At 51.9% G+C, this 23,425-nt stretch carries 18 protein-coding genes and 1 tRNA gene; 8 read left to right on the top strand and 11 right to left on the bottom strand.

Annotation, left to right across the window (positions count from 1 at the left end; all coding sequences use genetic code 11):
• Positions 1 to 3: 3 nt before the first annotated feature.
• The 6 genes from ACZ5EH_RS17760 to ACZ5EH_RS17735 all read right to left on the bottom strand — a co-directional run bounded on the left by ACZ5EH_RS17760 (position 4) and on the right by ACZ5EH_RS17735 (position 6,362).
• Positions 4 to 372 carry a response regulator gene (locus tag ACZ5EH_RS17760; protein ID WP_464275217.1) on the bottom strand — a complete coding sequence of 123 codons (369 nt, stop codon included), beginning with the start codon at positions 370 to 372 and terminating at the stop codon, positions 4 to 6.
• A 10-nt stretch (positions 373 to 382) separates the two neighbouring features.
• A complete protein-coding gene (locus tag ACZ5EH_RS17755) occupies positions 383 to 1,288 on the bottom strand; it encodes a chemotaxis protein CheW (protein ID WP_464275216.1) in 906 nt (301 codons plus the stop codon).
• Positions 1,272 to 2,054, bottom strand: coding sequence for a ParA family protein (locus ACZ5EH_RS17750; RefSeq protein WP_464275215.1), 783 nt, complete (start codon positions 2,052 to 2,054; stop codon positions 1,272 to 1,274). Before ACZ5EH_RS17750 ends, ACZ5EH_RS17755 begins: the two co-directional genes overlap by 17 nt.
• A 61-nt stretch (positions 2,055 to 2,115) precedes the next feature.
• On the bottom strand, positions 2,116 to 2,991 hold the full coding sequence (locus ACZ5EH_RS17745) for a CheR family methyltransferase (protein ID WP_464275214.1): 876 nt from the start codon (positions 2,989 to 2,991) through the stop codon (positions 2,116 to 2,118).
• Positions 2,992 to 4,923, bottom strand: coding sequence for a HEAT repeat domain-containing protein (locus ACZ5EH_RS17740; RefSeq protein ID WP_464275213.1), 1,932 nt, complete (start codon positions 4,921 to 4,923; stop codon positions 2,992 to 2,994).
• A 338-nt stretch (positions 4,924 to 5,261) separates the two neighbouring features.
• Positions 5,262 to 6,362, bottom strand: coding sequence for a protein-glutamate methylesterase/protein-glutamine glutaminase (locus ACZ5EH_RS17735; protein WP_464275212.1), 1,101 nt, complete (start codon positions 6,360 to 6,362; stop codon positions 5,262 to 5,264).
• Between the two features lie 319 nt (positions 6,363 to 6,681).
• Between ACZ5EH_RS17735 and ACZ5EH_RS17730 the strand changes: the two genes are divergently transcribed.
• The 8 genes from ACZ5EH_RS17730 to ACZ5EH_RS17695 all read left to right on the top strand — a co-directional run bounded on the left by ACZ5EH_RS17730 (position 6,682) and on the right by ACZ5EH_RS17695 (position 14,949).
• Positions 6,682 to 6,759 (top strand) — tRNA-Pro (locus ACZ5EH_RS17730).
• Positions 6,760 to 7,073: 314 nt separating this feature from the next.
• Positions 7,074 to 8,168: a BMP family ABC transporter substrate-binding protein gene (locus ACZ5EH_RS17725; protein ID WP_464275211.1), complete on the top strand. Its 1,095-nt coding sequence runs from the start codon at positions 7,074 to 7,076 to the stop codon at positions 8,166 to 8,168.
• A gap of 91 nt (positions 8,169 to 8,259) precedes the next feature.
• Positions 8,260 to 8,919, top strand: coding sequence for a phosphoribosyltransferase family protein (locus ACZ5EH_RS17720; RefSeq protein WP_464275210.1), 660 nt, complete (start codon positions 8,260 to 8,262; stop codon positions 8,917 to 8,919).
• A 9-nt stretch (positions 8,920 to 8,928) separates the two neighbouring features.
• Positions 8,929 to 10,422 carry an ABC transporter ATP-binding protein gene (locus ACZ5EH_RS17715; RefSeq protein WP_464275209.1) on the top strand — a complete coding sequence of 498 codons (1,494 nt, stop codon included), beginning with the start codon at positions 8,929 to 8,931 and terminating at the stop codon, positions 10,420 to 10,422.
• A gap of 2 nt (positions 10,423 to 10,424) precedes the next feature.
• On the top strand, positions 10,425 to 11,540 hold the full coding sequence (locus tag ACZ5EH_RS17710; protein WP_464275208.1) for an ABC transporter permease: 1,116 nt from the start codon (positions 10,425 to 10,427) through the stop codon (positions 11,538 to 11,540).
• Complete coding sequence (locus tag ACZ5EH_RS17705; RefSeq protein WP_464275207.1) at positions 11,537 to 12,463, top strand: ABC transporter permease; 927 nt, start codon at positions 11,537 to 11,539, stop codon at positions 12,461 to 12,463. Before ACZ5EH_RS17710 ends, ACZ5EH_RS17705 begins: the two co-directional genes overlap by 4 nt.
• Before the next feature lie 837 nt (positions 12,464 to 13,300).
• Entirely contained in the window at positions 13,301 to 13,411 is a 111-nt protein-coding gene (locus ACZ5EH_RS17700; RefSeq protein ID WP_464275206.1) for a PEP-CTERM sorting domain-containing protein, read from the top strand.
• 80 nt (positions 13,412 to 13,491) lie between these two features.
• Positions 13,492 to 14,949, top strand: coding sequence for an IS1182 family transposase (locus ACZ5EH_RS17695; RefSeq protein ID WP_464275205.1), 1,458 nt, complete (start codon positions 13,492 to 13,494; stop codon positions 14,947 to 14,949).
• A 148-nt stretch (positions 14,950 to 15,097) separates the two neighbouring features.
• Here ACZ5EH_RS17695 and ACZ5EH_RS17690 read toward each other — a convergent pair whose 3' ends face one another.
• From ACZ5EH_RS17690 to ACZ5EH_RS17670, 5 genes are all read right to left on the bottom strand, one after another.
• Entirely contained in the window at positions 15,098 to 15,502 is a 405-nt protein-coding gene (locus ACZ5EH_RS17690) for a DUF4150 domain-containing protein (RefSeq protein WP_464275204.1), read from the bottom strand.
• 70 nt (positions 15,503 to 15,572) lie between these two features.
• The gene (locus ACZ5EH_RS17685) at positions 15,573 to 16,223 is read right to left on the bottom strand and encodes a DUF3540 domain-containing protein (RefSeq protein WP_464275203.1); all 651 of its coding nucleotides are present in this window, start codon (positions 16,221 to 16,223) and stop codon (positions 15,573 to 15,575) included.
• A 51-nt stretch (positions 16,224 to 16,274) separates the two neighbouring features.
• Entirely contained in the window at positions 16,275 to 17,351 is a 1,077-nt protein-coding gene (locus ACZ5EH_RS17680; protein WP_464275202.1) for a pentapeptide repeat-containing protein, read from the bottom strand.
• Positions 17,348 to 21,151, bottom strand: a complete 3,804-nt coding sequence (locus tag ACZ5EH_RS17675; RefSeq protein WP_464275201.1) for a DUF2169 family type VI secretion system accessory protein — start codon at positions 21,149 to 21,151, stop codon at positions 17,348 to 17,350. Before ACZ5EH_RS17675 ends, ACZ5EH_RS17680 begins: the two co-directional genes overlap by 4 nt.
• 3 nt (positions 21,152 to 21,154) lie before the next feature.
• Positions 21,155 to 23,404: a type VI secretion system Vgr family protein gene (locus tag ACZ5EH_RS17670; protein WP_464275200.1), complete on the bottom strand. Its 2,250-nt coding sequence runs from the start codon at positions 23,402 to 23,404 to the stop codon at positions 21,155 to 21,157.
• Positions 23,405 to 23,425: the final 21 nt, after the last annotated feature.

Genomic DNA, 23,425 nt, shown 5'->3' with positions numbered 1-23,425 from the left:
TGCTTACCCTAACAACATCTTGACGTTACGCAGCAATTTTTCGGGCTGCGCAGGTTTAACCATATAAAGATTGGCGCCCAAATTGATGCCATGTTTGATGTCCTTTTCCTGGCCTTCAGTGGAAAGAACTATAATCGGTATATCCTTATATGCATCTTGCTCACGTACGGCTTTGATAAAGGAAAAGCCATCCATCCGAGGCATATTTACGTCTGAAATAATAAGATCAACCTCTTCAGCAGAATACAACTTCTCCAGGCCATCCAGGCCATTTTCAGCTGACGTAAGCTTAAAACCTTCCTTTTTCAAAATAAAAGCAACAAGGTTGCGAACAGTTTTAGAATCGTCAACTATAAGAATATGTTTAGGCATGGGCGTCACCTCACCGTGTCATAATTCTCTCTACGATTTTGTCGATGGAGAGGATTCCGACCAACGTGTCGTCATCCTTGCGCATCAACGCCGTAACCAGCTGCTCCTGGGTTCCTCCCAGCCGAGACTCAATATTCCACTCAATCTTCTCTTGAGAAATGCGATACATCGTAGTCACTTGGCGGACCTGCAGGCCAACCTGCAACCCTTTTTTACGGCAAACAACTATGAACTTGTCCTCACCATCATCGGGTTGTCCTTCTTCGGTAACCAGCTTTTTGCCCTGCTCAATTCCCAACAAGGCATCCAGCTTGACCAGAGGAGTGACTCTGCCGCGTAAATTGACCAGCCCTGCCATGTACGAGGGCGCTTCCGGAACCTGAGTGGGCTTGACCGCGCGGACAACCTCCTGCACAGCGTCAATGGGCAAGGTATACTCCTGATGGCGCACCATGAAACTGACCAGCTGCAACGAATCGCGAAGCTGCAGATCAGAATCCGTGGGCTCCTTTTCAGCAAGTCCCTCTACCGCAGCTTCTGTAGCCTCGTCTTCTCCGGTGTCCTCTTCCTCCCCCGTCGCAGGAGTAGCCTCCTGAACTGCAGCGACAGGCTCCACCTCCGCAGCTGTTTTCTCAGGCTGCTCCACAACCTCGGGCGCTTCGGAAACTTCGTCGACAGCAGCCGGCTCAGGCGTGGCTTCCGGTTCAGACTCAGGAGCAACCTCAGGCTCAGGAACAGAGACACTCCTGGGCTCAACAGGCGCCTCTATCCCCAACTTTTCGAGGATATCCGGTTCTTCGAGTCCAAGATACTTCTCGAGAAAGGCCTTTTCAGCTTCAGTGAAGGAATCTTCCCGGGTTGCCGGTTCGGAACGAAATTCCTGTTCCTGGAAGTATTCTTCAGGCGTCTTTGTCATATTTTTCTATCTCTTTTGCCAACTGCAGATATTCCTGGGAACCTCTGGTTCCAGGAGCAATATCATATATGACTTTGCCATGAGCGCAGGCCTCACGGAATTTGGTATCAACATGAATGATGCTGTCAAACATGCGCCTGCCCATCTTGTTTCGCAGCAATTCCATGACCCGTTTGCACGCCCCGGCGCGTTGATCATACATCGTAGCCAATACGCGGTATTCAATGGGGTCGGGCAGAACCCTGTTGAGCGTACGCATTGTGTCGAAGAGCAGTTTCAACCCATGGAGCGCTAAAAAATCCGTCTGAATCGGCACCACGCACATGTTCCCTGCAACCAATGCATTGACCAGTAATATGCTCACATGGGGAGGACAGTCCAGCAGCACGTAATCGAATTCCTGGTCGATATGAGCAAGGGCCCGCTCCAGGATTCCTCCTTTATGCGGCCTGTCGCGCAGGTCCATTTCAAGTTCAGCCAATCTGGTGTGACTGGGCACAAATTCAAAATGATCGCCTGGAGCCTTATAGCGTATGCGTGACCAAACCTGCTCCCAATCCTCGTTCACCTGAGTAAAAAGGTCATAAGCGGTGGCGTCAAGCCGATCAGGATAAAATTTTAGGTGAATGGTGGCGCTGGCATGAGGGTCCAGGTCCATGACCAAACAACGTTTGCCAAGGATCCCTAAAGCTGCGCCCAGAGAAAGAGTTGTTGTGGTTTTGCCCACACCTCCTTTCTGGTTCGCCACCGGAATGATTGTCGCCACCTGCTCTCCTCTTCAATATCGTTTGTACCACTACCAGTTGCTGCAAGCCTGATATCCGGATTCAGGCCTTTTTGTAAACGATTGCCCCGGGATGATGTACGGGGGTGAATGCTCGGCTGATGTTGTGCAGCGATTCAGAGTGACCGATAAGCAGGAAGCCACCTGGCAACAAATTATCATAAAATGACGAGATCACACGTTTTTTCATATCATCATCAAAATAGATAATTACGTTGCGGCAAAAAACGATTTGTGACCGCTCAATACGTTTTACGGCAAGCCTGTCAGAAAGGTTGATCGGACCGAAACTTACAAGTCGTTTCACCTCGGGCTTGATTCTATAAGCGATATCATCTTTATCAAAATATTTGGTAACCAGCTCTTTGGGCGTAGTGCGCAGGGTGTACTCGTTGTAAATCCCTTTTCGCGCAGCTTGAAGCACAGCCTCGGAAAGATCATTGGCCGTTATTTTAATACGCCAGGAAGAAATTTCGCTGCCTAACGCCTCATGCAAAATGATTGCAAGGGTATAAGGCTCCTCTCCCGTGGAGCAACCGGCAGACCAGATATTCAGGCGCTTCATGCCCTTTTTGCGTTGTTCATCCAATACTTCTGCAAGAACTTTTTCCTTGAACACCCTGAGCTGCGGGGGGTTCCGGAAAAAACTCGTCTCATTTGTCGTCACTGATTCAAAGAGTTTACTGAGCTCCTGTCTGCGCCCTGTATCGTAACGCAGAAAGTAGTAGTACTCACCGTACGTCTTGAGGTTGAGCTCCTTCAGCCGACCGGCAAGTCTGTTTTCCACCAGGTACTTGCGGTTGTCGGCAATAAAGATTCCACTTTGATCATAAATGAAATCACGCAATTGCGTAAACTCTTCATCAGATATCCCCACAGCCTTACGCATGGAGATGGAGTCGGAAAAAAGAGCTGCCATCTATACTCCTTCTTCGGGGCGTTCCTTGATGCTGGCAAGAGCGCTTTCAGCTTCAGCCTGTAACTCAGGGTCTTCGCTGTCCAGCATTCCCAGCAGGGCTCTGAAGGCCGCCTTTCCTCCGATTTTGCCCAGCGCTTCGATAACCTTGAGTTGCAACAAACGGTTTTCACTTTCAAGCAGAGGCACTATCTGACTCAGCGCAGATGTGTCTTTGCGTTCACTCAAGGCTTCAATAGCCCTTATCTTCACCCAGTCGTCCTCATCTTTCAGTGCTTCCAGCAGGTATTCTTCGACGCCCGCAATACAACATGCGCCCCCAAGCATCTGGACCACGGCGATTCGAACTTCACGAACCTCGTCATACAAGCGCGAAAGAACAAGGTTAAAATCTTCTCCCAGTTCGTTACAAACCGGCGCAAGCGCATCCAAAGCCACCTTTCGCACATCAGGAACATCATCTTCGAGAGCAAGTCGCAACTCATCGAGATTCTCTATGGCGCCCATTTTACCAAGGGCGTATACAGCCATGAAACGCTGCAGCGGCTCATTACTGCGGAAAAGCACCTTGAACTTGTCTCGCATTGTCGGACCATCGAGTGAAATACAGGCTTCCAACGCCGCCTCTTTCACATCATCGTAAGGATGGTCCAGCATGGAAAATATTTTCTCGCCATCCACGGCATCCAGGGGCAAGTTTCCAAGATACCGCAATGCGCCTTTCAAAATATGGCCATCATCATGGCTTTGGAGCAAATCAAGATAGAATTGGCGCAAATCGTCGCAATCCATTGTCTCCAGGGCATCGATCATGGCGCGTTGCATTTCGCGGTCTTTTTCCGGAAAACTATCGGTAATAATTTTGGCCCCAGCAGCATTACCAAGGATTCCCAACGCATTGATAGCGACCATGCCCATTTTCCAGGGGCCGTGCTGAATGGCATTGATCAACGCTTGTGTGAGGCCAATCGACGCCAGTGCAGACGCAAGCTTGTCTATGCGTTCCTGATCGCGGATGGGGTCAAGTGTCTCGGCCAATTCGAGCACAGAGGAAGAGGCCTGTTCCCCCCCAACATAAGCAAGACCTTGAACGGCTGCATCCTGGATATCCGTGTCTTCATCCTGCAAGGCAGCCAGGGCATAAACGCGAAAGTGTTCACGTTCATTATCCGTAAGCATGGTAAGGGAGCGGCCGCCCAGAATATGAACGATGGCTTTGACAATCTTATTGCGCAAAGCTGCTGGCGAAGCGTCCATGCGTTTGAGCAAAAGCGGCACTGCCTTTAGGTTGCCCATCTCCGCAAGGGCGTCAACAATCATCGAGCAGACAAGGTCCGAGCTTTTATCCATCGCCTTGGACAGGGCGTTGACCGAGGATTCATCCCGCAATTTTGTAAGCGCCTCGATGACGGCGAACTGAACCCAATCCTCGTCGGCCATGGCGCGGTTAAGGCAGGTGGCTGCCTTTGGCTGCGACAAATTCCCCAAGCTGACCGCAGCCTGATACCTCACGTTGACTTCTGGGTCTTTCAATAGTGCCTTGCACAATGGTTCAACGGCAACGGCATGGCCAGATGAACCAAGGATATCGGCAACAAAAATGCGTATATCCGCATCGTCGTCACGGAGAAGTTCAGTCAAGGCTTCAATGTCATCCGCCCCTATTTCCCGTAGAATATCCATAGCCAGGTTACGGGCTGGCGCTTCTTCTGAGCGCAACAGCGGTATGACCGCCTGAACGGTTTCCGGCCCCCCAATGCTTCGCAGAGCCTGGTCGGCAGCTTCCTGAACACCGAGATTCTGGCTTTCTAGGTGTTTGGCCAACATCGGGATGCATTCTTTGCAGCGATTGTCACCGGCTGCAAAAGCGCCTTCGCGAATCTGGTCGATGTCGTCGCTTTCAAGCATGGACTTGATATCTTGGAACTCCGGCATATGGATCGACTCCCCCTGCTGCGTTTGCCTTATGGCAACGAATTCGTCATCCGAACTACCCAACTACTCCGAGGCCACTTTTCCACCTAATATATCACTTACGACAAACTCAGAGTTAATGTCATTATGCAGCGTATTTTTATTCTTACACATAGTGCCAAGCGGGGACAAGAAATTATATGCTCAGAATGTAAGATTATAATACGCCCAGACTTATCCCCCGGCAATTTCCTTCAAAAAGCACTTGCTGATACTTCCTGCAGAGCACGGGCTTCTAACTTTATGACAGTAAGAACTGCAACAGCACGCGCCATGAGCACTGCCGCATCGCCAATGCATCAGGACATATACATGTTCTTCAGTATAGCTTCCGTCATATCGTCTATATCAACTATTTCATCTGCAAGCCCTGCATCGACGATTGCCTTGGGCATTCCGTAAACAACACATGTCGCATCACTTTGGGCCAAAGCACGACCACCTGCTTTCTTCAATTCACGAATGCCTTCCATACCATCATTGCCCATACCGGTCAGAATAACGCCCAATGTTCTTCGCGGAGCCCCTTTTGCCGTTGAACTGACAAGTACATTGACAGAAGGTTTATACAATGCATCTTTTGGCTCGGGAGACACCCTGAGATCTATACGACTGACTTTCTGATCAATGAGCAAATGCTTCCCCCCAGGCGAAACATACGCGGTGCCCGCAGCCATTCGCTCGCCATCCTCCGCCTCTTTTACGGTGATATTGCACATGCCGTTCAATCGTTTGGCAAAGGGCCCGGTAAAGGCCTCAGGCATATGCTGGGCAATGAGAATCGACCCCTTGAATCCGGCCGGAATCTTTGAAAGCACTTTTTGCACGGCCGGAGGACCACCGGTGGAAACGCCAATGGCAACAATATCTCGAACAAGACGCCCCCCTGGTATGACTGGAGGGGCGCTCGGCGCTTTTACACCAGGGACGGCAGGAGCAGCACCACCTCTAGCCTGCTTGGCGACAGGTCGGGCATGGGTGCGGGTCGCAATGGGGCGGCGGAATTTTCTTCCAGCGATTTCCCTTACCTTGCGTCGCAAATCTTCTTCAATCTTGACGATGTCAAGGGACACCTTGGAAAGCTGTTTGGGGATAAAATCAACAGCTCCAAGTTCCAGCGCTTTGAGCGTGGCTTCAGCGCCTTCAGTGGTCAGAGAACTCACCATCAGAACAGGGCGTGGCATTTCCATCATTATATGACGCAGGGCTGTCAACCCGTCCATACGCGGCATTTCGATATCCAGGGTTACAACATCAGGGTCGTGCTTGCGTACAAGCTCGAGCCCCTCCTCGCCATTACGAGCAGTAGCAACAACCTTGATATTCGGATCCTTGTCCAGCATGCTGGAAAGGGCTTTGCGCATGAAAGCGGAATCATCAACGATAACTACCTTGATCAAAGCAGTCTCCTTTATTCACGAAAACTATGGTCCTGGCGCTCTGCGGAAGTCACCTTTATGGCAAAGATAGCCTCCCCCACCCTGGGACCTTAGCCCTTAGAAAAAACATCGCAATACATCGCCTATTCCGGCGGACAAATACCGTATTGACAAAAAAAGAGTCTACAACGGATTGCCACGACAGGCAATGTACAAGCCTTGGCGTTCGATGACTATATGGAATTGCCACATTAAAAACACGAAAATTAGAAAATGAATGCGTGATAAAAAATTATCTTGCATGCGACGGAAGTTCGGCGTAAAGAATTTGTTTCTTAAGCGGGATGTGGCTCAGCTTGGCTAGAGCGCAGCGTTCGGGACGCTGAGGCCGCGCGTTCGAATCGCGCCATCCCGACCAGTAAAAACAGGCGGTTACAGATAGATTCTGTAGCCGCCTTTTTTCGTGAGCACATACCTTAAGACACATCCGCTCTGTACCGCCCTCTCCTCACTGCTTAAGAAATAATGGACAAATTGCCCCGCTGCCAGCAGAATGGCTTCCGGCCAAGGCAATGTCCCTTTTCATGATGCGCGATCCTTTTTTCAGTTCGACAATTCCATACCTTATTATATATTTTTGGTCATCTGGTGTTGACAATACTGTCATTTAACGCACAAGAGACGTCTTGAAGGTTGTGTGCTTTTCCCGGAACACATTGAAGGAGAATCCATATGCGCAAATTTTTCAGTATCCTCGTCGCAATCGTCCTCTGTCTTGCTGTTTCCATGCCCTCCATGGCCCAGGAGAAGAAAATCAAAGCAGCCTTTGCCCTGCTTTGGACCATCGATGACCAGGGCTGGACCACCGCTCATTACAAAGGCATCGAAAAGATGCAGAAGCAGCTCGGCGATTCTGTTGAGGTGGCCTACACCGAAAAAGTCCTGGCCGCTGACGCGGAACGCGTGTTCCGCAAATATGCCGAGGAAGGCTACGACATCATTTTCGGAACAACCTTTGAACATATGGATCCCCTGCTCGCCGTGGCCAAGGATTACCCCGACATTAAGTTTGAACATTGCTCCGGTTACAAAACCTCAGAAAACATGGGCAATTACTTCATGCGCATGTACCAGGGCGAATACCTGGCAGGCTACATGGCCGGTCTCATGGGCTACAAGAACGTGGGCACGGTGGCCACACAGCCCATTCCAGAACCCATCCGCGGCATCAACGCCTTTACCATCGGCCTGAAAAAGGGGCTGACCGAAGCAGGCGTAGAGTTCGATCCTGACAACGTAAACACGGTTGTCTGGCTGAAAGCCTGGCGCGACGCCGTGAATGAAACCACCCTGGCAGAAACCCTGGCTGCTCGTGGCCATGACCTCATCCGCCAGATGGCCGATACGCCTGACTCCTCCGTGGCCGCCTGTGCCGCCGGCGTACCCGCCATTGGTTACGGTTCGGACGCATCCGAAGCCGGCGCCCAGTGCGCACTGGTATCCACGGTGTGGAACTGGGGCGTTTTTTACGCCCAGGCCGTGAAAGAAGTGCAGGAAGGCACCTGGAAAGCGGATGAATATTGGAAGGGCATGGACGTTGACGGCATTCTTATGAGCAACTTCAGCAAAGATGTTCCTGCTGCAGTGAAAGAAAAGGTCATGGCGGAAAAAGCCCGCATCGCCGCTGGCAACGACGACATTTTTGCTGGCCCTGTAGTGAACCAGAAGGGCGAGGAAGTCATCAAGGCCGGCGCCGCTGCTTCCGACAAAGACCTCTTGACCATGCGTTGGCTTGTCAAAGGCGTGAACGGCAGTATTCCTGAATAACGATATTGAATTACGGCGGCCTTCTGGCATGCGAGTATTTTACCGCATGGGCAGCAGGCCGCCGTGCTTTTCTTTTTTGCTGGAGGACACCATGGATGTGCTGAACAGTCTGGAATCGGGTGAAAAATTTCTCTTCAAGGTACCGGGTCTGGACTATGAGGTTGAACTGCCTCTGGTGGTCGTACCCTCGGCCAATGGCGGCCTGCGTATCGCCTCTTTGAATCTCGTGGGGCAAATCCGCCTGAATCGCGATATGGGCAAGCTCATGGCCGCCCAAATCCGCGAAGTCCTCAACAACGACCTTGAGGGCGTTGTGATTCTCACTGTGGTGGAAAAAGCTCTGCAACTGACCCAGGTTGTGGCGGAAGAATTGGGCATGGACGCCGTGGCTGTGGCTTTCAACAGGGTCAAGCCGCACATGGAAGCTTCCAGGCGCCCTGTCATCCAGATCGGTGTCGACTCCATCACCTCTGGGGGAAAATTTCTTGCCGTATATGAAAGGGATATGAACCTTTTGCTTTCTGCCCACCGCGGTTTTGTGATTATCGACGACGTGGTTTCGACAGGAGGCACCATACTGGGGCTGGTGGAACTCATCGAAGAATTGCGCCGACGCAAAGGAAGCGACGATGCTGAGATTCTAGGCATTTTCTGTGCGGCGCAGGAAGGCGCTGCCAATCCGCTGCTGCCCGCCCCTGTCTATAGCCTGGCCCAACTTCCCAAGCCCACGTTGGTGGAGCAAGACTCCTAACGAACAGCCATGTCTCATTCTGCACAGCCGCTCTTCAGCATGAAAGGCGTCACCAAGCGCTTCGGTCCGGTGATAGCCAACCGTGACGTCACCTTTGACGCCTATGGTGGACGCATACACGCGCTTTTAGGTGAAAACGGCGCGGGCAAATCCACGCTGATGTCAATCCTTTCCGGCCGCTACAAGCCTGATGCCGGCGCAATGTTTTTGCGGGGCGCTCCTGCACAGTTCCACTCACCCGCACAGGCGCTGACTGCCGGTGTAGGCATGGTTTATCAACGATTCATGCTGGTGGAGAACCTGAGCGTTCTGGAAAACGTCCTTTTGGCGCTGCCGCGATCGGTAAAACCACGCGAGGCAAAAACCAGGCTCCTTGCTCTTGGCGAAGAATATGGGCTCCCCGTACCGCCGGACAAGCGCATCTGGGAACTTTCCATGGGGGAGCGACAGCGTGTTGAAATCCTTAAGCTGCTGCTGCGCGATACGGACCTGCTTATTTTCGACGAACCGACATCCATCCTCACGCCCCCTGAGGTAGAATCCTTTTTTCAGGTACTCAGGCGGCTGAAACAGGTCGGAAAGGCTATCGTTTTCATCACGCACAAGCTGGAAGAAGTCCTTGCCCTGGCAGATGACATTTCCATTATGCGTAAGGGGCGCCTTGTGGCCAGGCTCACCCCTGACCAGGCCCCGTCAAAACGTGAACTTGCCAGACAAATGGTCGGCCGCGAAGTGGTCCTGAAAGTGGATAAGGAGGACCTGCCCCCTGCGGAGGTGGTTCTCTCGGCTGCAGGGCTGTCAGGTGCGAACTTCCAAGACATACATCTGGAACTCAGGCGGGGCGAAATCACCGCTCTGGTCGGTGTGGCAGGCAACGGACAAGAAGAACTCGCAGCTACGCTTGCCGGGCTGCACCCCTTCATCAATGGAACCCTCCACTTCATGGACACGCCATATACCTCTGCAGCGTGGGCAACATCTTCCCTCAGGCGTCAATCCGTGGCCTATGTTCCGGAAGATCGTTACCGCGTAGGGAGTGTTGGCGACATGAACCTGGCCGACAACACTGGTCTCACCACGCTATCTCGATTCTGCCACGGCCCCTTGCTCAACAAGGACGCCATGCGTTCTGCTGCGGAACAGGCCATCAAGGATTTTGAGATTGCCGCCCCAGGCTCATGGATTAATGCCGGAGCGCTATCCGGAGGCAACCTGCAAAAACTGATACTGGCCAGGGAACTTTCCAAGAATCCCGCATTATTCATTGCAGAGCAGCCCACCCAGGGGCTGGACATTGCCGCTACTGAGGACATCTGGCAGGCAATCCTCCAACAACGCAAGGAATCAGCCATATTGCTGGTAACGGGCGATCTCAAGGAAGCACTGTCCCTGGGAGATAAAGTCGCCGTCATGTTCAGGGGGCGCATTCTCGACATCGTAGATGTTGATGAAGAAGAAACCGTGGGCCGCATCGGGCTGCTCATGGCTGGAGTGGAGGCCTGATCATGGGAGTGCGCATTGAAAAACGCAGCACACGCCCGCGCTTTGCCAAGGCAAGGGCTCTGGCCGTTGCCCTGGGAGCCGCCTTCATCGCAGGTAGCATACTTTTCGCCATGCTCGGCGCCAATCCTTTCGAGGCATACGGCGTCATGTTCTCCTCTTCATTCGGCTCGGGCTATGCCTTCTCTGAGACCCTGGTCAAGGCAATGCCGCTCATATTTACCGGTCTTTCCGTAGCCCTGGCCGCCACCATGCTGTTGTGGAATATCGGCGCAGAAGGACAATTGGTGTTCGGCGGCATTGCAGCCGCCACCGTGGGCCTTTTCTTTGCTGATTTCATTCCGGGGGCCTTATTGATCCCTACAGAAATCCTGGCTGCCGCCATTGCAGGGGCTTTCTGGGCGCTGATCCCGGCAGGCCTGCTGGTACGCTTCGGCGTCAGTGAAATTCTGACCACGCTCCTGCTCAATTATGTGGCTGTGATCTTCATGGAGCATCTTTATTTCGGCCCATGGCGCGATCCCGCAGGCTACGGCTTTCCCGGCACGGCCATGCTGCCGGAAGCAGCGCAATTCACACGCTATTTCGCAACTAGGCTCAATTTCTCCATGTTTCTGGCACTGGGACTTGTCCTGCTGCAACGTTTTTCACTCATGCGGCTGTCCTGGGGGTATCGCGTTCGTGTCATAGGCATGGGCCCCCTTGCGGCGCGGTACGCCGGCATGAACGTTGGAAGTCAGACACTTATGGTCATGGCCTTTTCGGGAGCGTTGGCGGGATTGGCTGGCATGGCGGAAGTTGCAGGCATTCACTACCGCCTGCAACAAGGGTTGGCCGTGGGGTATGGATACGACGGCATCATCGTTGCCTGGCTGGCCGGACTCGACCCCCTGCTGGTGCCACTGATGGCAATACTGCTGGGCGCCATCAAACTTGGCGGCGAGGGACTGCAATCCACCTTGAGGTTACCTGCGTCCATCAGTTTGATTCTTGAAGGGGTGCTGCTTTTTGGACTTTTGGCTGGCGAGGCTGCCTGTCGTTACCGTTTGCGCTGGACCCCTTCCGCAAAGAGTGGCGCGAAAAGCAATGACGCTACAGGCAGTAGGGAGGAAACGGCATGAATGAACTGGTCTTCATAGCCCAGATTGCCGTAAAATCCTCTACCGCGGTGCTTTTGGCCACACTGGGCGAAATTCTGGCCGAACGTAGCGGCGTGCTGAATCTCGGTGTGGAAGGCATGATGCTGCTGGGCGCCCTGGCGGGTTTTGCAGCCGGTGTAGCGACCGGCAATCCCTGGCTGGGCATAACGGCCGGTATGGCCGCAGGGGCTTTAGCCTCACTGCTCCATGGCGTGTTCGCGATATCGATCAAGGCCAACCAGGTGCTTTCCGGCCTGGCGTTGACCATCCTGGGGACCGGGCTGGCTAATTTTCTGGGACGCTCTCTGATTGGCGTAAGGGGTGTCCGCATGGGCCTGCTCCCTGTACCAGGGCTGAGCGATATACCTTACATCGGCAAGATATTCTTCCAGCAGAACGCCATTGTCTATCTTTCTTACATCCTGGTGCCGCTGATATGGTGGGTGCTTTTCAAGACGCGGTTAGGGCTGACTATCCGCGCAGTGGGCGAAGATGCTGCCGCCGCAGATGCTGCTGGCGTCCGGGTATCTCTGATGCGCTATGGATGCGTACTCGCTGGGGGAGCCCTTGCAGGTCTGGGCGGTGCCTATCTTTCTTTGGTCTACACACCCGGGTGGAAGGAAACCATGACCTCCGGTCAAGGCTGGATCGCCATCGCAATGGTGGTATTCGCCACCTGGAATCCAGTACGCGCATACGCTGGCGCTCTCTTGTTCGGCTTCCTCACGGCTTTACAATTTTCTTTTCAAATTTCCGGAAATGAACTCATACCTGCCTGGGTTTTACGCATGCTTCCCTACCTGCTCACAATAGGCGTTCTGGTCCTTGTGAACAGCTTTGAGGGCGCGCGCCACCGCGTAGGCGCACCAGCGAATTTGGGGCAACCCTTTTCCCGCGAATCCTGAACCGCTCCTTTGCTGCCCATGATACTGGCGGAGCAGCCCCATATGTAGAGAGTCGCTCTCTCTTTTCCCTTCTTTTCCCCTTTTCGTCTATTGTCTTAAAAAACCAGACCATAGTAAATATTTAACAATATGTATTTGCGTTTTTATTCTTTTAATACCGTCTCTAAAAATCAGGAAAATTCATCATGAGCGTACAACATGGTAATTTTACGTATCCTAACTTATGAGAAAACAGACTATTTCTCTCATTCACATTTCATACTAAAATTATATAAAATAATGCAAATAATACTATTACATGATACGGTGCAGTATTTACAAAACAAGAGCAACTTTCCAGGCGCTCCACGGAAAAGCCTCACACTACTGAAACGCTAATATACAACATTACAGTTCTTATCAAGTGGGGCTATATGTAGGTTTCAACTTCAGTGAAACAAAGTGGATACAATGAAACATTTTGTATCGGCTGTCTTCATCCTGCTGCTAATATCCTTTACAGCAGCAGCTCATGCAGACATATGGCGGATTGAGGCAACACCCAAAGAAGACACCCATTATTGGACAAGTTTTTGGTTAGAAGTCTCACTCGATCCTGGAGTGACAACAGCTTATGTTGGCGACGTGGTCAACTTCAGTGGCGCCACACACACCCTTTATACGCCCAATCGGTAGTATGACGCCATCTATGGTTTTCCCGACTGGACCATCGGGCCTCTGACCTTTTCTTCTGATCCAAACGATAGCTTTATTTCAGAAGGCTGGTCGTTTTATTTCGCGGGGAGCACCACCCAAGGAACCTATGCTAAGGCGCGCCAATGGACATATACTGCAGAAATGACCTCAGCGGTACCGGTACCAGGCGCACTCTGGTTGTTGGGATCCGGACTTTTCGGACTTGTTGGCGTCAAAAACCGAAAAAGACTTTTCAAAAAAAGGCAACACTAAACGCAAAAAAGGGGCGCATAAGCGCCCCAGAATGCTGACAAACCCTCGCCAATCGGCGAGGGTTTTCTTATACTATCTTCATGCTAAAGCCGCCCAAAAATCAGCAGGTGAAAATGGAGTTTGTTTCGATCAACGAACTTGTCCCCATGAATCATCTGCTTCGCAAAATTGCCAAGGTTATTGATTTCTCCTTTATTCATGAGCTCACCAAGGATTTGTATTGCGAGGGCAATGGCCGTCCGGCCATTGAACCGGTGGTGCTCTTCAAAATGCTATTCATCGGCTATCTGTTTGGCATCCGCAGCGAGCGTCAGCTTGTCAAGGAAATCCAGGTCAATGTTGCCTATCGCTGGTTCCTTGGCCTGGGATTGCAGGACAAAGTGCCCGACGCCAGCACCATCAGCCAAAACCGGCGGCGCAGATTTAACGACACCAGCGTTGCCCAGGACATTTTTGACGGTATAGTGTTCCAGGCCATGAAAAAGAGGCTTGTCGGCGGACACACGCTTTACACCGATTCCACCCACCTGAAAGCCAACGCCAACAAGCATAAATTTACGGAAAAGCTCGTTGCCCAAAGCACGAAGTCATACTTGGGCGAACTTGAAGACGCCGTGGAGGAAGACAGGCGCAGGCATGGAAAGAAACCGCTGAAGCAGGACAACCGCGAAGCGGGGTCCAAGCGGATCAAGCAGAGCACAACCGATCCGGACAGCGGGTACATGGTACGCGAGGGCAAGCCTAAGGGCTTCTTTTACTTGGATCATCGCACTGTGGACAGCCGACACAACATTATCACCGACAGTTACGTAACTCCGGCCTCGGTGCATGACAGCATGCCTTATCTCGATCGGCTGGACCGACAAATCAACCGCTTCGGCTTTGCTGTGAAGCACGTCGGCCTCGATGCAGGATATTTCACCTCACACATTTGCAAGACGCTGGAAGAAAAGCATATTTATGGTGTCATTGGCTATCGTCGTCCCACTCGTCGCAAAGGGATGCTCCCCAAACGCGCCTATGAATACCTGCCGGACAAGGACTGCTATCTTTGCCCCGAAGGCCAGGAGCTTCACTACTCCACCACCAACCGCGAAGGATATCGTCTCTATGACTCGTTACCAAAGATTTGCCGCCGCTGTCCGTTACTGAAGGAGTGCACAACAAACCGGAATTGCAAGAAAACAGTGACACGCCATGTGTGGCGGGAATACGTGGATACGGTGGATGCGCACCGGCTCACGGAATTCGGAAAAAGAATCTATGCTCGCCGGAAAGAGACCGTAGAGCGCAGCTTTGCCGACGCCAAACAACTGCACGGGCATCGCTATGCTCGGTTCTGCGGCCTGGCTAAGGTCCAGGTTCAAAGCCTGCTTTCCGCCACATGTCAAAACATGAAGAAAATGGCCTTGCTGCTGGCCCCTTTGGGGCTGTCATACAAATATTTGCAGCCCAAATGCCTGTACTTTCTTCCTCAGTCTCTCTGTCTCGTTCGATTGGGGCCGATCGAGCCAACATCCCAGCTGGCAGCGGCCTGAAAAGAAATCGGTTCATAAAAACAAACCCCACTTTGCAAAAAGCGGGGTTTGTCAATGAGCTGAGGGGCGCTTAAGCGCCCCTTTTCATTTTTAATCCGCCACAGAATATCCCAGACAGCAGGAACTACACGCTTTCTCCCAAAAGTTCCTAGCCCAAGGCCAAAACCGTGGCCTGGCTGGGGCACATGCATACGCCAGGGGCATTGGGCAGCACTCCCATGGCATTCTGCCCCGTTACACTTGTCAGTCGCTGTGCCGGAATGGCATCAACCAACACGGTAATGCACCCCACAACGTAAACGGTCTCCCCGGAAATATCTTCGGAGACCAATCCCAACTCGGCGCCGGCGTCATCACCTACGCTGACCAACCCTTCTGAAATCTGATTCAAAGCTGGTGTGCACTCCACAAGTACATTTTCCGCCATGGGTTCGCTGGTCGCGGAAAAGGCTATATCCGGGTACGGAATAGGGACAGGCACACCCAAAACGGGTGTTTTACATACGTCAGGAAAAGCCATATCCATTCCGGGTCCCAAGCTGAGCATGAACATTCGTGTCACTCCCTATTATTGACAGACAACTTTCTGAAAAAGACAGACAAGCGTCTGGTACAGCACTGCGTTAGCCCAAATGCACCTGCTCCGCATCCACCTTTACGATCTCGTCAGCAACATGAAAGGCATTTTTTGCATGCATTGTCAGGGTCTCCTCCACAACATGGCGTTCATTCCCTGCCTGATGCTCGCTTTGCTCTTCCACATAGCAGAACATATCCTTGAAACGCTGCGTCAGCCGCTTTGCGGTGGTCTCGATTCGCTCCGCCACTGCATGTACAATCTGGATATTCGACTGCAGCACCTGCCCCAACACGCTCATCCGCTCAATGCGAACCTCCCCGGAATCAGCAAGGGCGGTCACTCTTTCCGCCATGAGCGCACACTGTTCCGCTGCGGCGATGTTGACGTCCTTCTCAGCCAGAATATTGAGTGAACCACCTGAAACGTTCAGATTCACTTGGCCGGTAAAATCCAGATCCGTGACAGGGGCGTCTTCCGCTCTGACAAGCACAGAAAGAATAAAGCAGCGGCCAGTGCGATCCAGTGACACCAAGACCTCGTCACCTGGTGCGGGGCGCATCATGCAACTCGCACTGGGCACGGCATGCAGCCTGTCCCCCCCGCATGAGAGCTCAAAACCATCTTCGCTCGCTACAAGCACGCTTGCGTATTCCAAATGCGGGGTGGGAATAATATTTCGTACCGCCTCGCTCATCTCATGCTCCTTGATTCAAATAAGTTACGCTATGTATATGCCCCATAAGCCCTATCCTTTCGGTTCTGGCGGCGGGGTCCATCGTTCGGATTCCAAAAAATCTTCATCCGGTTTACGTGAAGGCTCTCTTTGCGCGCCTTCCCAAACGGTATTCTCTTCCATCACCGGGTGCAGCTTGCTCATACGCAAGTCCGCGTAGCTGAAATCACAAAATGTCAGATCGGCAAACATGAAATCGGCAAAACTGACATCAGCGTGATTGAAACGAGCGCCCCGGCACTTTGCCTTGCCGAAACGACAATATTTCAACTTTGCTTCCCGAAAATCCGCCCCTGTTAAGTCAGCTTCGGTAAAAACGGATTGTTCGGCGTCTGTACCAAAAAATACAGCTTCTTGAAATTTCCCGCCTTTTAAAAGAGCCTTCTGCATGATGGCGTTTTCAAAATGAGCACGGTTGCAGTTAGCTCCAGCAAAATTGGACATGGAAACATCAGCGCCGCTGAAGTCGGCTTCGCGTAGATCAGCCTTGTCGAATTGTACGATGTGCAAACGCATGCCGCTAAAATTCTGTCCTGCCAAAGAACACCCTCGCATGAGAACCTTGGTCAGAGCGGCGCCCCGAAAAGTGCACCCCAAGAGGTCGGCATCATTAAATGTAGAGCGGGTCAGGGTGGCATTGGTGAAATCAACGTTTTGTGCTGAAGCGTGTTGCAGAATGCTCTTTTCCAGCGTGGCCCCTTGGCAATCCACTCTGTCGAACTTGCTGTTCTGCAGAAGACAGCCGACAACCTTTGCGCCGCGAAAGATCGCCTCCGTGAGACTGGAATGTTGCATCAGGCACTTTTCCAGGGTGGTTCCCTGAAAATTAGCGCCATCAAGGGGCGTTTTTCTGAAATCCACCTTGGTAAGTTCAGTTTCCGAGAAATTCACGCCACTAAAATCGCAATGCCTGAAGCCGGTTTTGCTGATATTGACATTGCGCAAATCGCCCCCTTTGAAAGAGACGTGCTCGAAACGTCCTCCTGTCAGGTCGGCGCCGGAGAGGTCTATCCCCTGCAGATCGGTATTTTCTATCAGTCCGTTGTCCTTAATGGCGCGCAGGACATCATCGCGTGTCATGGTGCTCATTTAAACAGGTCCGTATTTTCAAAAAGCAGGGTTCGTTTGAGGTTGGCCAGACGAAAACGGGTCTTGCCTACAGTGGCCTTGTAAAAATCCACGGCAAAAAGGTTGGCGCCGGTAAAATCCGTCTGAACCAAACGTGTCATGCGCAGCGAGCCCATGGCAAGGTTCACGCCGGCAAGCTTTGCGGCTTCCAGATCGCATTTGGTAATACGGGCGTTCTTGGCGGAAATGCGCTCCATCTTGGCCTTGACCAGACTGCACCCTTCAATGAGCGCCGTATCCAAAACTGCGCCGTCAAACTCAGCTTCTTGAAGAAAGCTTTCACGGAAGCAGGCGCCATGGAGGGTTGTTCTGCGTAGATCAGCCCTTGGAAAGTTGCTTTTGGAGATAATCCGCGCGTTATCCATGTTGGCGCCGACAAAGCGGACGTTTTCCCCATGTGAGCCTTGGAACACGGCCCTGGCAAGAGTGGCGCCTCCAAAATCCCCTTGGTCTATTGCGCACTCGCGAAAAACGAATTTATTGAGCTTTGCCCCCCTGAAAAAAACCTTGTTCATGGAGCAGGAAGCAAGCATTCCCAGACGACAGTCGGTATCGGCGAAATTCGCTTCATCGAATTTGCCTTTCTCAGCATGAATCAAATACAACCGCGCACCAGAGCAATCCGCCTTGGTCATATCAACGCCCCGGAGCATGACCCGCTCAAGGTTTGCTTCTCGCAGCGAAGCTTCCACAAATTTTGATTTTGGAAACAAAGCGCCCTTCATATTGGCGCCTGTGAGATCAGCCTTGCTGAAATCCACCTCTTTGACGACGGAGCCTTCAAAACGGGCGCCTGACAAGTTGCTTTCCTTGAAGAGTGTCTTGTCCAGTATGGCCTTGCGCAAATCAATGCCGGGCAACTCCAGTCCGGAAAGATCCACCCCTGTCAGGTTACGCTTCTCAAAGCTTTGCCCTGCCTTGTATCGCTCTATCACCTGCTCCCGTGTCAGGGGATTGAGTGCGTCCGGATCAAGACCACTGGCAGCCATGCGTTCGCCTGCCAAGCCGGGCAATTTCTTGGAGCGGGCCTGGGCAGCCATTTTTTCGGCTTTTTGGTTCATCTCCTTGAGACGCGCCGTATGCCGCTCGTATCTTGCTTGCGATTTTTGTGAAATTTCACGAACCTTTGCGGCTTGCGACTCAAGCTTCGCCTTTGCCTCTGCGGAGAGGTTGCCCGTGGCTTCCACCTTGCGCCCCTGAGCCAGCATCTGCTGCGACATCTCATCGCCCATCTCGGCGTATGACTTGCGCGGCTGCTTTGCCGCTTCAGCCAGAGAGTGCTCAGGGTCGAGCCCTTTGCTGCCGAACTGCTGCTTCAGGGACTCGATCATTTTGCCGCGGTTTGCCTTGACCTTGTCAATTTTAGGCTGATGCGCGCCTTTTACATCCTGCATAAGGCTGGCAACAAAGGCACCAATATCCAAACCAAGGCCAGGCACTTTTACCTTTGCCATTTCCCCTTTTTCAGGAGAAAGATCTGGGAATAGTTCATGGTGCTTGGCAAATTGCGGAGGCAGAGCGTCCATTATCAGCGCTCGCACATCAACGTTTGCGGCCTTTGCTTCAAACACCGTGCGCCCTTTAGGTAATGGCAAGGGCAAAGCGCCCTTCATGGCTTTGCCCCAGGGTTCCCAGGCAGCTCTGGAGGCATTATGCCCTTCCGGCATTATTACCAGAACGGCCATGGCTTTTTCCAAGGCCTGGGCCGCATCTGGCCCCGGCTTTTCCGCTGGTGTCTTCATCGCCAACACGCCACAGGCGTCCCCCGCCTCCTGCTCCACAAAAAGAGCCTGCAGATCGTCCCCCGCAACAACTACGGGCGCCCACGTTTTCTCATCTTTTTCGGCAGCATCCTCCGGAGCGCCCCCGATACCTTGCGGTTGGGCTGCTTCAAGAAATAACGGGGTCTTGTCCGAACCAGGCACAAGCTGCTCGTTCTGCCCCAATAAATATGTGTCTTCCGGTGCATCCGCGAGGCGCAGCACAATGCGATTCAAGACCTTGCCATCAAATCGGGGCACTACAATCCCTTCCGGCACCTTGAACTGCTGCGGCGATTTCAGCCCCCAGAGTTCGCCAGTCTCATTGGAAACCGCTGTGTTCACCCCCAGCCAACTGCGCCGTATCGTCTTGGGAGACAGTCCCATACGCGCAAGTTTGCCTTGCATTTCCTGGTCTTGCTCAAGGTTGCGCCGGCACTGGACCACAAAGGGAAAGCCCCTGTCGTGCCAGGGATTCACCTTTTTGTCCGGAAAAAGCTGATTGGGGTCCACACCAGCCTGCTTTATTTGCTCAGGCGTCAAATTATCTTCAAGGAACTTCTTATTTTTGGTAATGATCGATGCTTTTTTGGCGGCGGCTTTCTTACTTGCGGCGTCCAGTTTGCCCACTGCCTTGTCAATATCGCCTTCAACCTTGGCGATCTTCTGTCGCATCTTACCAATAGTGGCCGTATCCACGCGAACAACATGCCCCCACTTTCCATTCATACGGGTGGCAAGGGCTTCAAGTTTGTCCAGGGTTTTCATCCGCGCCGCCAAGACACCTTTACCCTTGGAGGCAATTTCTCCAGCAGTGCGTGGCATGGTTGGCAGCTGCCCATTAGCGCGTTTGCGGATGTGCGCGGCTTCCTTGGGTACGTTTTTCATTGTCAAAGCAAGCTTCGACAATTTGCCTTTGGCCGCCTCAAAGGGCGCCAGATCAACCGGCACGCCCCTGTCCAACGCCTTTTTCTGCTCTTCGAAATAGTGCTCCTTATCAAGAGGGGCTTCAGCCATGGATTCAGTTGCTAAATAAACACGCACCACATCCGCCATATCTTCATCGGCGATAGGGATAGCGCCACGATAAATAAGCACGCCACGTAAAATATTCGGAAAAAGCCAGATGGTTTCAGGATGCAGCCGCACCTCCTGAAACACTTCGGTGAAACTCGTGCGGTCTTCAAAACGCTTGAAATTCTCCAATTGCGTCGTGAAACAACGGACCCGCAAACCAGGAAGAGAGCTTTTCAGAAACTGATAGTCTGGATGCATGTTACGGATTTCAATAGACTCGTCACCATTGAAAAAACCATTCTTCCGCTGATTGGTTGGTGCAGCATTGAAAAAATTGAAATCAAAATCGTCAGGCAATCCAGGCCAGCGCTCTGCCTTCCAGCGGTCATCATAGGTTCCGGATTTCATATTCCGCTGGGGCCAGGTGACATCCATGGGCCCAAGGCTGGCCGGTTCGGGCCTGTCTTCCACGAGACCGACAAGGTGTTCAGGGTCTTCCACGTTTGGGAGTGGCACACGAACTTTTTCGCCCACCATGCCCTGTTCGATACCTTTGCCCAAAGGGTTACGCTCCCAGTCCATGCCGCCAAAAGCGTTTTCCCAGGTAACAGGCATACGGGTGAATGCTTCTGGATCACTTATGGCGCCACTGTCCTGCCAGTGGCGGTCACCATAGATATATAGCCGTTTTCGCAAGTCCCCCACACGAACAAAAATTTCCGATGATTGGCGTGTTTCATTTCTTGGAGCGCAGCAGTCCCCGACCACAAGATATTCTGCATTCATCTTGGGCACACCTTGGTCGAGTATCGGTGTATCCCCCAGTTCCTTGGGAATCGTCTTCCAAAGATCCTGCTCATCAAGCAAAGCATCAGGAGCTGTCAGGTCAAAATAGAGTAAAACCCCCAAAGCCAGATGCTGGCGCCCTTGCAAAAACATGGGGCGGGGGAAGAGAGAAAGTTCTTTCTTTTTGATAACTTTCATGCATTAAACCTTTGTAGCAATATCTACAACTGTCACGACATTTTCTATCACTCTGTCCCGCGTTGCAGTCATATGCGTAACAGAATCTATCATTTCCGTTTGTGCCTGAGCGAGTTTCGATGTTTCTGTTTGCAGGCGTGTCAACGTTTCTGCTGCTGCATTCTTTTGTTCAACAGCATTTATTTTCACATCGCCAAGTCTGACTACTGTATCACCGAGTTGACCATTATCCTGTTGCACTCTTGATGAGACTTGCTCCATATGTTCCTTACTTTCATTTACAGATACAGCAGATTCCTGCAGAGATGTTTTCTGCTGTCTTAATTTCGTGGTATTCAATTTCAGTGCAGTTTCCTGCTCCGCCAACTTTTGTCGCATTTGGCGCATTTTCAGAACATTATTGGCAATTTCAAGATTTTCTTCACCAAGTTTTTCTTCAGTACCTATTGCCTTCTGCACATTACCATGCAGATAGCTCATGATTGGCGACCATTTTTTTGCAAATGGGTCCTGCCACACAAAATAGTCACCGATATTGATTTCAGTTGCAAAAATAGCAATGTATTTTTCACGGCCACCTATAACTGTGACAGAATTTTCAATCATAATAACTTCGTTTTCAGTGCCTGCGTACACTTCAAACGCATCATTGGTCTGCAGTTTCCAGCCTGGTTTATCTTCTTCTTTTTCCCACTTGGAGCTAGGTGGATCGTTCGGTTCCCCTAGACGAAGGTAGGTTTCGCTGGTCGGAGTCCGCATCAAAATACGTTCACTACCTTGCTTGTCTTCTATGTGCATGATGTTGTTGCCAGATGTCGTGAGCATACACTTTGTATTGCCGGCAGACGTCACAAGGCTCTTTTGCGCAGGGTTTGGCACTGCGGAAACAATAAAGGGTCTGTCCGGATCACCCTCAATAAAACCGAGAATAACTTCCGTCCCCTTATGCAACGGAAAATGCAGACCATGATTGTCCCCTGCGTATGGCTGCATCATACGTAACCACGAAGAAGCCTTGCCGTCTTTGCGTCCTGAAAGATCAAAGGGAAGTATGACCTTGTAACGCCCCTGATCGTCCAATTCGGCATACTGCCCGCTTCCTGCAGCATCGATATGGGCATTCAAAACCCCCTGAAAACGGGGGCGTGGTGTAAGCCGCTCCGGCCGATATTGCACACTTGTCGGAATGGCTATGAAGCTGTTGCGATAATAAAGCCCTTTGGTCTCCTCGCTCCCGCCAAGTCCTGCAGTGAGTGATGCCGCCTGATTGCCCTCATGGACAACCTTGAGCAACAGATATTCCTGATTGGCTGCAGAATAAAAGTGGTGTTGCAGGCTGCAGGTGAAACCGCTGCGCAACAGGGAAACTGAGCTACGTCCGTAATAAAGGGCTCCCCTGCAACTCAGTTCCTGCGCTCTGACCTTTGCCAGGCCTTTTGCCTCATCGGGAGTACGGAGGTGCTCCCCCCAGGAATAGACAACCCCCTCTCCCTGGGACGAGACCTCTGCATCGGCTTCAATGGAAAGTGAAGGTTTTTCGTAATTGTAATCCTTCAGCAGGACCTTTTTAGGAAGCAGACGTTCTTCGCAGCGCAATGCAGTTACAATCTCATTGACGTAAGGCGCTTCCAGGCCGGACTGTGGAGCAAACCGCAGACTGCCCCCACCGGGAATGGCATTATGAAAAGACGCATCATCGGTGATGATCAATTTTTCACCGACGTCTTCCTGCTCAAAGAAGTAGTACATCCCGTATCGCTCCATCCAGCGTGATACAAAAGCGAAATGGGATTCACCATACTGGCAAATATACTCCCAGGCAGGATAATTGCCGCGCAGTCGCAGCTCGAAATCTTTGCCATTTTCAAGCCCGCCGTCTTGGAGCACCTGCTGCAAAAACTGGGGGCAGGTCTTATTCAGAAACACCTGGTTGTGTTGTGTCAGCGTGAGCCACCACAGCTTGGGCACCAACATCGCACGGTAAAAAGTAAGGCCATGGTTGTTCTGCAATTGCTCAAAACTTTCTGGAATACCATGGAATGGCAGTTTGCCATCCTTGTGCTCCAAAGTCAGACAGATGGAGTTTTGCACAACATCCAACGCATTGATGTTGTCCTTTTTTGAGACAAGCAAAATTTCAAAACGGTATAGCGTACTCAGCCCTTCCTCTCCCTTGAATCTGACAACGGAGAAAGTGTTTTCGGGCAAGGATTCCGAAGTGAAACTGAAAGCTTTTTTAGAGGCAACGGCCATGTTTTGCTCCCGACACGACGG

The sequence above is a fragment of the Desulfovibrio biadhensis genome, from assembly GCF_055388615.1.
This window is presented reverse-complemented; position numbering and strand designations above follow the sequence as displayed.